Genomic DNA, 14,149 nt, shown 5'->3' with positions numbered 1-14,149 from the left:
GCCCGCCCCCGCCCCGCGAACCAGGTGGACGCTGTTGGTCGCGCCCGCACCGCCGCGGGCGCAAGCACACGTCAGCGGTCCCGCTGGCTGGGCGCCGCCTACACCGTCACCGGATCCCCCGAGCACGCTCCCTGCCGCAGCAGGCCGCCTTGCTCCGCAGTCGCCGCGGACGCGACCGAGACTCCCGGGTCTCCGCGCCGCCGTTCCTTGGCCACCGAGAGATGTTCCCAAGTCTCGACGTAGGCGACTTCCCCGTTCGAGCGGATCGCCTCCACCGCCTCGATCAGGGAGTGGCGGTCAGCCGCGGTCACACCACCGACGATGTCGTAGCGGCCGAACCCCGTCGCCAGGAAGGACACTCCGGACAGCGTACCGATGTGCACAGCGGCCGCGCTCGCGTCCCCCCGGCATCGCACGCCGAATCCGAGCTGCTCGTCGGCGCCCACCATCGACGGTTCCACGAGCGCGGTGACATGCACCACCCCCGCGTCGATGAGCCGCACCACCCGAGAGCGTGCCGCCGCCTGCGACAGGCCCACCTGCCGCGCCAGCTCGGCGTAGGACGCGCGGCCGTCGCGCTGCAGGTGGCGCACCAGGCGCCAGTCGAGCGGGTCGATGACGATGTCCCGCAGCCTGCGCACACTGCTGTAGGCGTCCTTGATGACGGAGTCGGCGCGGAACACCTCCACGCCGGTCACACCGGGCAGAGCGCGGAGGGCGGCGAGTTCGTTGGCCAGCGCCTCGTCGTCGCGCACCCGCAGGTCCGCGACCAGGGGGAAGCGGCCCGCCGTCTGCGCGGCGAACGTCACCGCGTCCCGCGGCGCGATCTCCCGTAGAACCGGCGCTACGGGACCCGAAACATTGAATGAAACCTGGCCCAACACCTCCATGCCGAGAACACCGGCGTGCAGCACGCCCACGATCCGGATCGCACCGGTCCCGACCAGATGCCTGACCCGCGCGCGCACCGCTGTCCGCGACAGCCCGACTCCGTCCGCGAGCGCCTGATATGTAGCTCTTCCGTCCCCCTGAAGCGCCCGCATGAGCGCGACATCGACCGCATCGAGCACGATGGCATGCCTTTCGTTCCCATGACGGCGCCCTTTCCCCCCGGACACCGCCCCCTCCTGCGGCCAGATCATGGCAGTTGTAGCGTCACTTAACTACTGATCACGAAAGAAACAAGGACTACTTTGGCGCGCGACACGCGGAGAACAGGACATTAGAGCCCCCCGCGTGACATGTTGGACATCGTCCGAACATGCTCCCGCCAGGGACCCGTGTGCGAACAACTCCGGCAAAGCGAGACACTGTATCTCCGGAATGCCACCACCGGAGATGTATGGGTCGGCGGCATCCGGACATGCTTACGACCAACAGGAAGGACGACTATGGCAGCAGGACGGCAGAAGGAGAACGAGAGCCGCCCTGCCGGCACTGGTCGTGCGCTGTTGTGGACCGCAGGCTCCGCAGTTCTTCCGGGAGTCGCTCACCTACGCACCGGGCGAAGAACACTCGGATGGGTGATCCTCGCCGTCTACCTGGTCCTGATCGCGGCCGCCGTCGCCGCCGCCCTGGTGGCGGGCGGCGACCTCACGATGAGCGCCGCCATCGCCGTCCAAGGGCGCTGGCTGCTCACCGCCGCCGCTGTCGCCTTCGCCATCGCCGTGCTGTGGATGACCGTCGTCGTCCACTCATGGGTCATCACCCGGCCGGAGTCCGCGGGAGTGGGGACGAAGCTGGCCGGCGGGACACTCGTGGTCGCCCTGTGCCTGATGATCGCCGCACCCGCCGGGGCGGTCATGTACGCCACCTACACCACCCACGACGCCATCTCCTCGGTGTTCGGCCCGGAACCCGATGACCCGCACGGTGAGCTCGCCAGCCGCTGGGGCGACGACCAGGCCCGCGTCAACGTCCTGCTGATCGGCGGCGACTCCGGCAGCAACCGCTACGGCATGCGCACCGACTCGATGATGGTGGCCAGCATCGACATCGAGTACGGCGATGTGGTCCTCATCGGAATCCCCCGCAACCTGGAGAACGCGCAGTTCCCGAAGGGCACCGCGCTCGCCCAGCGGTTTCCGCCGCCGCACGGCTTCAACGACCTGCTCAACGAGGTCTACCAGACCGTCGCCGAGAACCCGCGGGAACTGGCCTTTGACCCCACGGCCAAGGACCCCGCCGCCGACACCCTGAAGGGCGTCATCGCCCACCTCCTCGACATCGACCTCGACTACTACGCGCTGGTCGACATGAAGGGCTTCGAAGGCCTGATCGACGCCATCGGCGGCATCCGGGTGCACATCGACAAGCCGATCCCCTACGGCCAGCGGGGCGACATCCTGGAGCCCGGAGACCGGGTCCTCACCGGCAACGAGGCACTGTGGTACGGGCGCAGCCGGGTCAACAGCGACGACTACACCCGCATGGGGCGGCAGGGCTGCCTCATCAAGTACGTCGCCGAGCAGGCCGAGCCCGCCAAGATCCTCACCAGCTTCCAGTCGCTGGCTGGCGCCGCCAAGCAGACGCTGCGGACCGACATCCCGGCGTCGCGTCTGCCCGCATTCGTCGCACTCGCCGACCGCGTGAAGAACGAAGGCGAGATGCGGACGTTCCAGCTCTCGCCACCGCAGGTGAACACGGCCTACCCGGACTGGAAGGAGATCCAGCGCCTGGTCTCCGACGCTATCCAGGAGCAGGAGGGCCAGCAGGGCAAGCAGGGCCCCGACACGGCCAAGGGCACGCCCAAGGATGCGTCCTCCCCCGTCCCGTCGGTCGGCCCCAGCGGCGAGAAGCAGGAAGGCGGCCAGGGCGTCGGCCCCGCTCACCAGGACGACAGCCAGGTCGGCGAGTCCACCGAGTGGCAGGAGCACCCCGGTCAGTCCAGCCCGTCGCCGACGACACCCGGTCGGCAGGTCGGCGACGCGGCCGCGTCGCTGGACACCCTCTGCCCCTAGGCTGACCCGCGCGTGCGACGGAACCTTGTGCCGGGCGTCGGCGTCGTACCAGCCGGCGCCGGCGTTTCCGGTGCACCACCCTCATTCCCCCTTCCCCCTGAGGAGTGACGAAGTAAGTGAGAACCCCCCTGAAGGCATCGGTCTGCGCGGTCGCGCTCGCGGCCCTGCTGAGCGGCTGCGGCATGTTCGGCGGTAGCGACGGCGCGGACGACAAAGACGAGAAGAAGGGCCAGGACCAAGCGGCCCAGGACCCGGGGTCAGCGCCCGATGCAGAGGACGTCATCGGCGAGGCCACATTCACCACGCAGTACGAGACCGACGCGAAGTTCGAAATCCACGCGCTGACCGTCCGCGGCGAGCTGCTGCAGATGGACTTCAGCATCGCCCCGGAACGGCCGGACGGGAGGAGCAGGCTGAACCTGTACAACCAGTTCGGCAACGTCTCCGAATTCGTCTACCTCGTCGACACCCAGAATTTGCGGCGGCACTCCATCGTCCGGGCCGACGGGCGACTCGCCCCCGACATCGTCAAGACACACCTCTCCTACGACGAGCCCACGCAGCTGAGCGCCATCTTCGCCGCCCCGGCGGAGGACACCGACGCGATGGACGTCTACTTCTACCAGTTCCCGCCGATCATGAACGTGCCCGTGACCCGGGCCGAGGGGGTTTCCTGATGCGCGGAGGAGTCGCGGCCCGCCGCACCCTGACGGCCGTGCCCGCGCTGGGCCTCATCGTCGCCCTGACCGGGCCCGCTACGGCGGACGCACCGCCCGATTTCAGCGATCTCAATCCGAACGACATCTCGCGCAGCGCGGTGGAGGAATCCGTCTCCGACATCACCCCCTCCGAGTTCGTCACGGGGATTGACCCCTCGGGCTTCATGGAGAAGCTGGAGCAGGAGGAGGTCGAGGGCTCCACCACCACGGTCACCATCTCCGCCGACGTGCTCTTCGAGTTCGACGAGGCCACGCTCAACAAGGGCGCGGAGAAGCGGCTGACGAGCATTGCCCAGCGACTGAAGAACGTCTCGGGCACGGTCGAGGTCGTCGGGCACTCCGACGGGGTCGGCGACAACGACTACAACCTGAAGCTCTCCGAGGACCGCGCCAAAGCCGTGAAGAAGGCGCTGGAGGACGAACTCGGATCGGACGGCCCCGACATCGAGGCGAGCGGGAAGGGCTCGTCAGAGCCTGTCGCCGAGGAGACGGACGACGACGGCAACGACGTCCCCTCCGCCCGCGCGAAGAACCGCCGCGTGGAGATCAGCTTCGACGGGTCCTAACAGCGCGGGCGCAGCACCGCGCCCGCGCCGGCCCGCTCAGGCCTCGAAGCGCCCGTATCGGCCGCGGTGGTAGAGCAGCGGGCGGCCGCCGTCTTCGGCTCGAACCTCGGCCGCGGCCACGCGGCCCACCACCAGCCAGTGGTCGCCCACGGCCAGTAGGTCGTGGCGGCGGCACAGGACGTGCCCCACCGCGCCCTCGATGAGCGGGAGTCCCTCGGCTCCGCGCCGCCACCGTGTGGGCGGGGCGAACCGGTCGACCCCCTTGGTGGCGAACCGCTGCGCGATCTCCCACTGGTCCTCAGCGAGGAGACTGACCGCGAAAGCGGGCGCGTCGCGGATGCCGGGCCAGGTGCCCGACCGCGCGTTGATGTAGAAGGAGACCAGGGGCGGGTCCAGGCTCACGCTGGTGAAGGAGGTCGCGGTCACGCCCACCGGGCCCTCCGCCGGAGCCGCGGTCACCACGACCACCCCGGCGGCGTGCGAGCCCAGGGCGCGGCGGAACGTCTCGGCGCCTACCCCCGCCTCGCGCGACAGCCGCTCGGGCTCCTCCGCGCGGTCGGGTTCGGCCATCGTTCCTGCCCACGCCCCTGTTATCGGCGATATCCGCACGCACGCCTCCATCTCGGCCTTCGTCGTATCCGGGCCTCCCTGGCCTTCTTGGGACAGCCGGAGCCGTCAACACCGTATTCCCGATCCGATATCGACCGCCACGACACACCTCACATATATGGCCGGAAACGGCCAATACCACACCCTTCCGTTGATCGGAATAATCCATCCGTGTGACGCTCACGGGCACGTACCCAGCGACGGGAGCCCCCATGAGCGTCGCCCAGTTGTGGCTACTGGTCGGACTTGGCGCCCTGCACGGTGTGAATCCCGCCATGGGGTGGCTGCTCGCCACAGCCCGCGGGCTTCAGGAACACCGAAGAGCGGCGGTGCTGGGGGCGCTGCCGGCACTCGCCGCGGGGCACGCGGCGTCGATCGCGCTGGTCGCCGTCGTCATCACGGTCACCGGTTCCCTCATCGTTTCGCGCTGGTTCCCCGCGGTCGGCGGTGCCCTGGTGGTCGCCGCCGGGCTGTGGGTGCTGCTGGCGCGGCACAGCTTCCACTGGCGGGACGTGCGGATGTCCCTGTGGCAGTTGACCGGCTGGTCGTTCCTGATGGCATCGATGCACGGGGCCGGCCTGATGCTGCTTCCGGTCCTCGCGGGCAACATCGGGGAAGGCCATGCCTCAGACCATGGCCACGGCGGGCATGCGGCCCCGTCCGGTCAGGCCCACCTTCCCGCGGACGACACCGCTCCCGCCGATCCCGGTCCACCCGACGCCGGAGCGGCATCAGACGCCATAGCCGCTGGCGGAGGGTGGAGCCTCGTGGACCTGACGCTCCTGGGCGTGTTCGCCACCGTCGTCCACACGGCCGCGATGTTCGTGGCGGCCGCCGTGACCGCGCTGATCGCCTACGACTTCCTCGGGGTGCAGGCCATGCGGCTGCGGTGGGTCACCCTGGACCGCGTGTGGGCGTTCACCCTCATCGTCGGCGGTGTGTTCGTGCTGTGGACCGCCATGTGAGGCCGGCTCCCGACCACCCCGCCCGCCCCACGGAAGCCACTAGAGTCATGTACATGCGCGCACGAAGCTGCGGGGGGCGCCGGACGCTGGTCGTCGCGGCGATCGCCGTGGCCCTGATCGGATCGCTCGTGGTGGCCGGTCCGTGGCTGATGGAGCGCGCTGGGCTCGACGCGACCGCGCTACCGTGGGGGCCGCCGTGCTCGGTGCGGACCGAGGAGGGCAGTGTGGCGCTGTCCGTGGACGACGCCCGGCTGGCGACCACGGCCGTGGCCCTGCGGGCGCGGGGCGCTGACGCGCCCGACACCTCCGGCATCAGCGAGGCCGTGCTGCGCCGTCTCTCCGAGGGGCCGCGAGGCGACGCCGGCCCCGTCCTCACCTGTCGGGCGTCCACCACGTCCGATCTCGGCGCCGAGGGGCTCACCGAGTCCGGGCTGACCCCGCGCGCCGCAAAGGTGCGCGAGGCGATGGCCGAGGTGTTCGGCGAGCAGAGCCTCGGTGGCTTCGAGCCGGGCGGGATCAGCGACGGCCACGGCACGGATTCCGCGCACTACGACGGCCGCGCCATCGATGTCTTCTACCGCCCGGTGAGCGAGGAGAACCGGCGCGAGGGCTGGCTCCTCGCCCATTGGCTGGTGGCCCACGCCGAGGAGCTGCACCTGGCCAACGTCATCTTCGACGACAAGATCTGGAACGTGCACGGCTCGCGCGGCGGATGGTGGGACTACGACGCCCCCGACCCGGACAACGAGATCCTGCGCCACCTCGACCACGTGCATGTCGACGTGCAGCGCGGATCCGACGCCGCGTGACCCGGGCTCCCGGGGGAGCCGACGACACCGGCGGCGATGTCCGTGCCGGTGGGGCCGTGTGCCGCGATCGGGCGGAACCGTCACAGAGGGCGACCCGCGCGTCACCCCCTGGTTCTCGGCCGGTTCCCCCGTTAGGTTGGGGAACCGTGCCTGATATCGACCCGGATTTCCTCGCCCTCCCACTCCGCGGGTTGGCCGACGCCGCACTTCAGAGCGCCCGCGACCTCGGCGCCGACCACGCGGACTTCCGACTGGAACGCGTCCGTGAGCGGCGGCTCTCCCTGAGCGACGGCGCGGTGGAGACCGCGGCGGACTCCGACACCCTCGGGTTCGCGGTACGCGTCATCCACAACGGCGTCTGGGGGTTCGCCGCCGGGGCCGACCTGACGCCTCACGCCGCGGCGGCGGTCGCCGCCCGCGCCATCGAGGTCGCCAAAGTGGCCGCGGACGTCACCACCGAACGCATCGAGCTGGCCCCGGAACCCGCTCACCCCGACGCCACCTGGGTATCGGCCTACGAGGTCGACCCCTTCGACATCCCGGTGCGGGAGCAGACCTCACTCCTGGCCGCGTGGAGCCGACGCCTCCTGGAGGACGCCCGCGTCGACCACGTGGACGCGAACCTCTCCCAGGCCAAGGAGCAGAAGTTCTACGCCGACACCGCCGGCACGGTCACCACGCAGCAGCGTGTGCGCATCGCTCCGGAGGCCGAGGTCTTGGCCACGCGGGACGGCCTGCTGGACAGTATGCGCACGATCTCGCCGCCCGCGGGACGCGGCTGGGAGTACATGCCGACCGTCGAGGCGGAACTGGCCGAGCTCCCCGACTTCCTCGCCGAGAAGCTCGCCGCGCCCAGCGTCGATCCGGGCAACTACGACCTGGTCATCCACCCGTCCCAGCTGTGGCTGACGATCCACGAGTCCATCGGCCACGCCACCGAGCTGGACCGCGCACTGGGCTACGAGGCCGCCTACGCCGGGACCTCGTTCGCGACCGTGGACAAGCTCGGCTCGCTGCGGTACGGCTCGCCGATCATGAACGTCACCGGCGACCGGACCGTCACCAACGGCCTGGCCAGCATCGGCTACGACGACGAGGGCGTGGCCACGTCCTCCTTCGACCTGGTGCGCGACGGCGTCCTCGTCGGCTACCAGCGCGACCGCCGCATCTCGGCGCTGCGGGGCGAGCCCGCCTCCAACGGGTGCGCGTTCGCCGACTCCCCGGCGACCATGCCGATCCAGCGCATGGCCAACGTGTCGCTGGAGCCCGCGCAGTACGGGCCCTCCACCGAGGAGCTCATCTCCGGTGTGGAGCGCGGCATCTACATCATCGGCGACCGCAGCTGGTCGATCGATATGCAGCGGTACAACTTCCAGTTCACCGGGCAACGCTTCTACCGGATCGAGAACGGCCGGCTCGCGGGGATGCTGCGAGATGTCGCCTACCAGGCGACCACGACCGACTTCTGGAACTCGATGACGGCGCTCGGTGGTCCGCAGACCTACGTCCTCGGCGGCACGTTCCGATGCGGCAAGGGGCAGCCCGGTCAGGTGGCAGCCGTCAGCCACGGCTGCCCGAGCGCCCTGTTCGCCGATGTGCGGGTCCTCAACACGGTTCAGGAGGCGGGAAAGTGAGCCGATCGTCGTCGACCGCCCAGGAGATCGTGGAGCGGGCGCTGAAGCTGTCCCGCGGCGACGGCTGCATGGTGCTGGTCGAGGAGCGGAGCACCGCGAACCTGCGCTGGGCCGGGAACTCGCTGACGACCAACGGCGTCACCGAAGGCCGGACGGTCACCGTGATCGCGCTGACCGAGGGCTCCCACGGCACGTCCGTGGGCGTGATGGAGCGCAGCGGGCTGCGGACGGGCGCCGACGGGGAGGCGGTCCCCGGTGCTCCGGATGAGCTGGAGGAGCTGGTCCGCGCGGCCGAGCGGGCGAGCCGCGAAGCGGTCCCGGCTGAGGACGCCCAGCCGATGGTGACGCCGCAGGAGGCGGGTGCCGGCGGCGAATGGGACGCCGCTCCCTCGACCACGGACATCTCGGTGTTCGCCGAGTTCGCTCCGGGGCTGGGGCGGGAGTTCGATCGCTACGGTGCCGCGAACCACCTGCTCTACGGGTACGCCGAGCACGAGGTGACCTCGACGTTCCTGGGGACCTCCAGCGGGCTGCGGCTGCGCCACGACCAACCCACCGGGACGGTGGAGCTGAACGCGAAGTCGGCGGCGCCGGGAGTGGCGGGCGGCCACTCGACGTGGGTGGGGCAGGCCACCCGGGACTTCGCCGACGTGGACACCGAGGCGCTCGGCGCGGAGCTGAACCGGCGGATGGAGTGGGCGCGCAACCGGGTGGACCTCCCGGCGGGCCGGTACGAGACGCTTCTCCCGCCGTCGGCCGTCGCCGACATGATGATCGAGCTGTACGGGGAGAACGGCGCGCGGGACGCGGTCGAGGGCCGGACGGTGTTCTCCGGTGCCGATGGCGGGACCCGGCTCGGCGAGCGGTTGGCGCGGCTGCCGCTGACCCTCTACAGCGACCCGGCCGCCGCGGGCCTGGAGTGTGCTCCGTTCGTGCTGACCGACGCGCCGGGGCGGCGCGCCACGGCGTTCGACAACGGGCTGCCGCTACGGCGCACGGAGTGGATCTCCGGCGGTGAGCTGGCCGCGCTGAACCAGACCCGGCATTCGGCCGCTCTGACCGGTCTGCCCATGACCGGCCACATCGACAACCTCGTCCTAGACCTCCCGGGGGCGTCGGCGACGCTGGACGGCATGATCGCCGGTACCGAGCGCGGTCTGCTGCTGACGTGCCTGTGGTACATCCGGATGGTCGACCCGCAGACGATGCTGCTGACCGGCCTCACCCGTGACGGCGTCTACCTGGTGGAGGACGGGAAGGTCAGCGGAGCGGTGAACAACTTCCGGTTCAACGAGTCACCGGTGAGCCTGCTGGAGCGGGCCACCGAGGCCGGGGCGCCGACGCGTACGCTGGCCCGCGAGACGGGCGACTTCTTCTCGCGCACCGCCATGCCGCCGCTGCGGATCCCGGACTTCAACATGTCCACGGTGAGCCAGGCGTTCTGACGGCGTCGTCCGCCTGTGCGCCGCGGGACGACGAGATGCTCGGCCCGGGGCGGTGCCCCGGGCCGCTTCTGACGGTTCCGCCGACGCACGTGTCGGCTCACGTGGTGGACCGTGTGGCGGCCTGCCGACGCCGGTCTCTCACCCGGGCGAAGGCGGTCCGGGCCCCGCTCCGGCCACGGCGCGTGGACGGGGCGGGGCGGGCGAGGGGCGGTGTCCGGGTCATTCTTCGAGCCGGAAACCCACTTTCATGCCCACCTGGAAGTGCGCGATGGCACCGTCCTCAAGGTGGCCGCGGATCTCGGTGACCTCAAACCAGTCCAGACCGCGCAAGGTGGACGAAGCACGGTCGATTCCGTTGCGAATGGCCTGATCCAGCCCAGTGGTGGACGTTCCGACGATCTCGGTGACCCGATAGGTGTGCTCGGTCATGGCACCGCTCCCCTTTCCGTGTGTCTTCTGGCACATTTCCCACCGCGCTTGCGCTCAATCAGCGAGCCGTGTGACCGCTGAAACTGCCTTGACCAGGGGAGCACCCGCGATTTGTCGGTTTTTTGACAACCGATTTCGATGTCTGTGGGGCGCACGAAGGTTAGTTTCCGGTTGTGGGCGTTGGCCTCGTTTCTACGGGACTCTCCCGAGATAACGTCGTAACAGACTCTTGACGTACAGAGGGGACTGGCGGTGTACATTGGGATTCAGCGCTTCGGTCCCCCGTCGGAGCGCTTGGCCGGTGTTTCGAGCCCCCGTCGGAACACCGTGCGCGACGTCGGGTGGTTTGCCCCCGTAGCCACCCGGCGTCGCTTTTTCTTTGGCGCTGAAGCCGCCGTGACCTTTTGCTGACTGATCCCTGGCCGTGACGACGGCCGACAACCGTGTGGGTAAACGATGAGTTTCGACGACGAGCCGGTGCAGTGCTCCCGCAAGGGCTGCCGGGCGCCGGCCGAGTGGGTCCTGGTGTGGAACAACCCCAAGATCCACACCCCCGACCGCCGCAAGACCTGGTCGGCCTGCGAGGAGCACCGCGACTACCTGTCGAGGTTCCTGGACATGCGGGGGTTCCTGCGCGAGGTCGTCCCCTTCTCCGAGTTCGAGGGGTGAAGCAGCGCGCGGGCGCGCGCCAGCTCATCGGGGGTGTCGCAGTCGTGCACCACGGGGTCGTCGGGTCCGACCGGAGCGACCTGCACCGGGTCGAGAGGGCTGAGCAGCCCGCGCAGGGACCGCCCCGTGTAGGAGTCGAGTGCGGCACGCAGCCCAGCGGTGTTCCAGACCCCTGCCAGCCACTGCTGCCGACCGTCGGAGTCGACGAACACGGCGCCGCTGCGCCCAGCGGCCGCGCGCCGGAGTAGGCCGATGTGCTCGATGCGCAGGAAGGGCAGATCCCCCGCGAGCAGGGCGCAGAAGGGCGCCTCGACCGCGGCGAGCCCGGCACGCAGGGCGGGAACCGGGCCGCCGCCCGGAGGATCCTCGCGTACGTAGTGGGCCGGGGGGCTGGTGCGGTGCGGGCCCACGATGATCAGCCGTTCCGCGTCGGGCACTGCCGCCGCCACGCGCTCCAGCAGGGTCGCGCCGCCGACGTCCATACCGGGCTTGTCAGCCCCGCCCATCCGCCGTGCCGCGCCTCCGGCGAGGATCACAGCGTCGAAGGGGTCGGAGATGGACATCGGGCGCTCCTGGGATGGCGGGTGCCGGACCGGGAACGGTGTCGTCCCCGCGGTGCGGCGTCAGCGCGGCGATCGGCGGCCGACCGCCCATGTCATTCCCAGCATCCCAGATATGCCCCCGCGGATCCGCCACACGCGCGCCCCCGGGCACCGGCCGGTGCCCGGGGGCGCGCGGCCACGACGCCCGGCGGCATGGGCCGCCGATGGGAAGGGGCGAGGTGGCGGGGGTATCGGCGGTCCGTCAGCCGCGCCGCGTGTGTCGGGTCGCTGCTCCGACGGCCCGCTGGTTCATGGGGCGGACGACGGTACGGGTCCGCGGTGTCCTCGCGGGGGTCGCCACCACATTGGGGTCGGACTGGATGCGGGTCACGCCCAGGGGCCGGACCAGCGAGCGCAGGGCCGGTTCGGCCATGCGGATCCACCGCTGCCGGGGGCCCATCGCGGCGCGCAGCCGCTCCGGGCTACTGAATTCGAGCGCGACGCGCTCTCCGCTCCCGAGGCGTGCCAGCCGCACGCACTCGACACCGTTCGTGACGCGGACCGGTACACACACCGTGGTGGCCGTGGCTCCCGGTCCGCCCGGTCGTAATGGCGTTTCTTCATCCGGTTCCGGTCCTGTTCCCGGTTCCATCGTGGGAATGCCTCCTCGTAGGTGTGCTTCGGGCCCCGCCGGAGGGGACCCGTGCCCAAGCTAAGAGTCCTCTGCCCAGACAGAAGGCTCGTTAACGCGGGCGCAACACACGGCCAGGCCATATTGACGACGTGTTAACGGCGGTGTGACGCGGCGCACTCCGATGACGGTCGTGTATCGCCTCGACCAGCAGCTGACGACTGGATCACCCCCAATCGCGCCGATGCGCCGGCTGGCTGGCACAGCGAGGAAAAGTACCCGCGGTCGGCCGGAAACCCGGGGCGGAATCGGCCAGGTGACCGAATTTTGCCATTGCTGCTACACCGTGCCGGATAGCCAGCGCGCCCAGCGGGATCTGCGGCCGGAGCCGGAAGGAATCTCCCAAAAGATGGCAGGGTCGGTGGCGGGGGAATTCCCGGTCGATTTCTCCCGCGAATGATCCACCGCGTCACGCCCGCTGGCCGTGGCCGCGTCCGGACATCCGCGTCCCCTATCCCTCGCAAGCCCTCGCCACTATGGTTCCGGCTTCGACTTGCCGACGTAGCACAGGAGGGCATCTATGACCGGAATGCTGGTGAAGCGCGCGGCGGCGGTCGCCGCGGCGTCGCTGATGAGCCTCACCCTGCTGGCGGGAACGGCCGTGGCCGACTCGTGGAGGTTCCACAGTCTGCAGCGGACCGCCATCGGATGCGATAAGACGGGCCGCGCCTACGTCAAAACCCATACCGCCGCGGACAAGTGGGCCTGCAATCCGGCCACCGACGTCGACGGGAACCGAGTGTGGGCGCTGATGATCCACTTCCGCTGACATCCGGACGCCCCGTGCCGCCGGTGCTGACCAGCACCGGCGGCACGCCACGCGCCCTCAGGCGCCCCAATCTCGGGATGGTTCGTACGCCCAATGTTTCCAGCTCCCGGCCGTCCCGTGCGAGCGTCCGCGCACCAGGCCCCTAACCCTTGACGCAGATGACCTGGCGCAGGTGGGCGACGACCTCGACCAAGTCGGACTGGGCGTTGATCACCTCGGAAAGGTCCTTGTACGCGCCGGGAATCTCGTCGATCACGCCGGTGTCCTTCCGGCACTCCACGCCCCGGGTCTGCTCGACCAGGTCGGCCCGGGTGAAGGTCTTCTTGGCCTTGTTCCGGCTCATCCGGCGGCCAGCGCCGTGCGAGGCGGAGTTGAACGAGGCCGGGTTGCCCAGACCGCGCACAATGTACGTGCCGCTCGCCATACTTCCAGGAACAATCCCCAAATCCCCCGCCCCGGCCCGGATCGCGCCCTTGCGGGTGACCAGCACGTCGACACCGTCGTAGTTCTCCTCGGCCACGTAGTTGTGGTGGCAGGAGATCCACTGCTCGAAGCGCACCTTCGGGAACGCCCTGCGCACGACGTCGCAGGCCAGGCCCATCATGACGTCGCGGTTGCGGCGCGCGTACTCCTGGGCCCAGAACAGGTCGCGGCGGTAGGCCTCCATCTCCGGGGTGTCGGCGACGAACACCGCGAGGTCGCGGTCGGGCAGGTCCTGGTTGTGCGGCAGCTTGCGGGCCTTCTCGATGTGGCACTCGGCGAGCTCCTTGCCGATGTTGCGGGACCCGGAGTGCAGCACGACCCACACCGTGCCCGCGTCGTCCAGGCAGACTTCCAGGAAGTGGTTGCCGCCGCCCAGCGTGCCCAGCTGGTTCTCGGCGCGCTGGCGCCGGGCGTGGACCGCGGGGGCGAGGTCGTCGAAGCGGTCCCAGAACTTCGACCAGTCACCGGTCTTGAGCCCGTGGATGCGGCGCGGGTTCACCGGCGTCTTGTGCATCTGGAACCCGACCGGGACGGCTTTCTCCAGGTCCGAGCGCAGGCGGTGCAGGTCGTCGGGGAGGTCCTGGGCCGTCAGCGACGTCTGGACGGCGGTCATGCCGCAGCCGATGTCGACGCCGACGGCGGCCGGGGACACCGCGTCGCGCATGGCGATGACCGAGCCGACGGTGGCGCCCTTCCCGTAGTGCACGTCGGGCATCACGGCCAGCCCGTGCACCCACGGCATGCGCGTGACGTTGCGGAGCTGGTCCATGGCCGCGGCCTCGACCGTGTGTGGGTCGGCCCACATCCGGATCGGAACACGCGCACCCGGAGCTTCGGTGTACGGCATGAGGGCCACCTC

At 70.1% G+C, this 14,149-nt stretch carries 15 protein-coding genes; 9 read left to right on the top strand and 6 right to left on the bottom strand.

The window, feature by feature from the left end:
• Window positions 1-98: 98 nt before the first annotated feature.
• A complete protein-coding gene (locus ABD259_RS07445) occupies window positions 99-1,070 on the bottom strand; it encodes an Lrp/AsnC family transcriptional regulator (RefSeq protein WP_344104997.1) in 972 nt (323 codons plus the stop codon).
• Between the two features lie 321 nt (window positions 1,071-1,391).
• On the opposite strand from ABD259_RS07445, the gene ABD259_RS07440 reads away from it, so the two are divergent.
• The 3 genes from ABD259_RS07440 to ABD259_RS07430 all read left to right on the top strand — a co-directional run bounded on the left by ABD259_RS07440 (window position 1,392) and on the right by ABD259_RS07430 (window position 4,245).
• The gene (locus tag ABD259_RS07440; protein ID WP_344104995.1) at window positions 1,392-2,960 is read left to right on the top strand and encodes an LCP family protein; all 1,569 of its coding nucleotides are present in this window, start codon (window positions 1,392-1,394) and stop codon (window positions 2,958-2,960) included.
• Between the two features lie 116 nt (window positions 2,961-3,076).
• The gene (locus tag ABD259_RS07435; RefSeq protein ID WP_344104993.1) at window positions 3,077-3,637 is read left to right on the top strand and encodes a hypothetical protein; all 561 of its coding nucleotides are present in this window, start codon (window positions 3,077-3,079) and stop codon (window positions 3,635-3,637) included.
• Window positions 3,637-4,245, top strand: a complete 609-nt coding sequence (locus ABD259_RS07430) for an OmpA family protein (protein ID WP_344161136.1) — start codon at window positions 3,637-3,639, stop codon at window positions 4,243-4,245. The genes ABD259_RS07435 and ABD259_RS07430 overlap by 1 nt, the downstream gene beginning before the upstream one ends.
• A gap of 36 nt (window positions 4,246-4,281) precedes the next feature.
• Here ABD259_RS07430 and ABD259_RS07425 read toward each other — a convergent pair whose 3' ends face one another.
• Window positions 4,282-4,815, bottom strand: coding sequence for a flavin reductase family protein (locus tag ABD259_RS07425; protein ID WP_344104988.1), 534 nt, complete (start codon window positions 4,813-4,815; stop codon window positions 4,282-4,284).
• Between the two features lie 251 nt (window positions 4,816-5,066).
• Between ABD259_RS07425 and ABD259_RS07420 the strand changes: the two genes are divergently transcribed.
• The 4 genes from ABD259_RS07420 (at window position 5,067) to ABD259_RS07405 (ending at window position 9,707) form a co-directional block, all read left to right on the top strand.
• Complete coding sequence (locus tag ABD259_RS07420; protein WP_344104984.1) at window positions 5,067-5,819, top strand: cell wall anchor protein; 753 nt, start codon at window positions 5,067-5,069, stop codon at window positions 5,817-5,819.
• A gap of 53 nt (window positions 5,820-5,872) precedes the next feature.
• Complete coding sequence (locus ABD259_RS07415) at window positions 5,873-6,628, top strand: VldE C-terminal domain-containing protein (RefSeq protein WP_344104982.1); 756 nt, start codon at window positions 5,873-5,875, stop codon at window positions 6,626-6,628.
• A 146-nt stretch (window positions 6,629-6,774) separates the two neighbouring features.
• Window positions 6,775-8,262, top strand: coding sequence for a TldD/PmbA family protein (locus tag ABD259_RS07410; protein ID WP_344104980.1), 1,488 nt, complete (start codon window positions 6,775-6,777; stop codon window positions 8,260-8,262).
• Window positions 8,259-9,707 carry a metallopeptidase TldD-related protein gene (locus ABD259_RS07405; RefSeq protein ID WP_344161133.1) on the top strand — a complete coding sequence of 483 codons (1,449 nt, stop codon included), beginning with the start codon at window positions 8,259-8,261 and terminating at the stop codon, window positions 9,705-9,707. The genes ABD259_RS07410 and ABD259_RS07405 overlap by 4 nt, the downstream gene beginning before the upstream one ends.
• Window positions 9,708-9,926: 219 nt before the next feature.
• Here the strand turns inward: ABD259_RS07405 and ABD259_RS07400 are convergent, their stop codons facing one another.
• On the bottom strand, window positions 9,927-10,136 hold the full coding sequence (locus tag ABD259_RS07400; protein ID WP_344104977.1) for a dodecin: 210 nt from the start codon (window positions 10,134-10,136) through the stop codon (window positions 9,927-9,929).
• 456 nt (window positions 10,137-10,592) lie between these two features.
• Between ABD259_RS07400 and ABD259_RS07395 the strand changes: the two genes are divergently transcribed.
• Window positions 10,593-10,805: a hypothetical protein gene (locus tag ABD259_RS07395; RefSeq protein WP_344104975.1), complete on the top strand. Its 213-nt coding sequence runs from the start codon at window positions 10,593-10,595 to the stop codon at window positions 10,803-10,805.
• Here the strand turns inward: ABD259_RS07395 and mobA are convergent.
• Window positions 10,733-11,368, bottom strand: coding sequence for a molybdenum cofactor guanylyltransferase (gene mobA, locus ABD259_RS07390; protein ID WP_344161129.1), 636 nt, complete (start codon window positions 11,366-11,368; stop codon window positions 10,733-10,735). The genes ABD259_RS07395 and mobA overlap by 73 nt on opposite strands.
• Window positions 11,369-11,609: 241 nt before the next feature.
• Window positions 11,610-11,882 carry an SAV_915 family protein gene (locus tag ABD259_RS07385; RefSeq protein WP_344161126.1) on the bottom strand — a complete coding sequence of 91 codons (273 nt, stop codon included), beginning with the start codon at window positions 11,880-11,882 and terminating at the stop codon, window positions 11,610-11,612.
• A gap of 676 nt (window positions 11,883-12,558) precedes the next feature.
• Between ABD259_RS07385 and ABD259_RS07380 the strand changes: the two genes are divergently transcribed.
• The gene (locus tag ABD259_RS07380; RefSeq protein WP_344104968.1) at window positions 12,559-12,807 is read left to right on the top strand and encodes a hypothetical protein; all 249 of its coding nucleotides are present in this window, start codon (window positions 12,559-12,561) and stop codon (window positions 12,805-12,807) included.
• A gap of 142 nt (window positions 12,808-12,949) precedes the next feature.
• On the opposite strand, the gene ABD259_RS07375 is transcribed toward ABD259_RS07380, so the two are convergent.
• Window positions 12,950-14,137: an RtcB family protein gene (locus ABD259_RS07375; RefSeq protein ID WP_344161122.1), complete on the bottom strand. Its 1,188-nt coding sequence runs from the start codon at window positions 14,135-14,137 to the stop codon at window positions 12,950-12,952.
• Window positions 14,138-14,149: the final 12 nt, after the last annotated feature.

Source organism: Nocardiopsis rhodophaea, assembly GCF_039530945.1.
Classification (GTDB): domain Bacteria; phylum Actinomycetota; class Actinomycetes; order Streptosporangiales; family Streptosporangiaceae; genus Nocardiopsis_C; species Nocardiopsis_C rhodophaea.
Note: the sequence above shows the minus strand (reverse complement) of the source record. Positions and strands in the feature narration are given on the sequence as shown.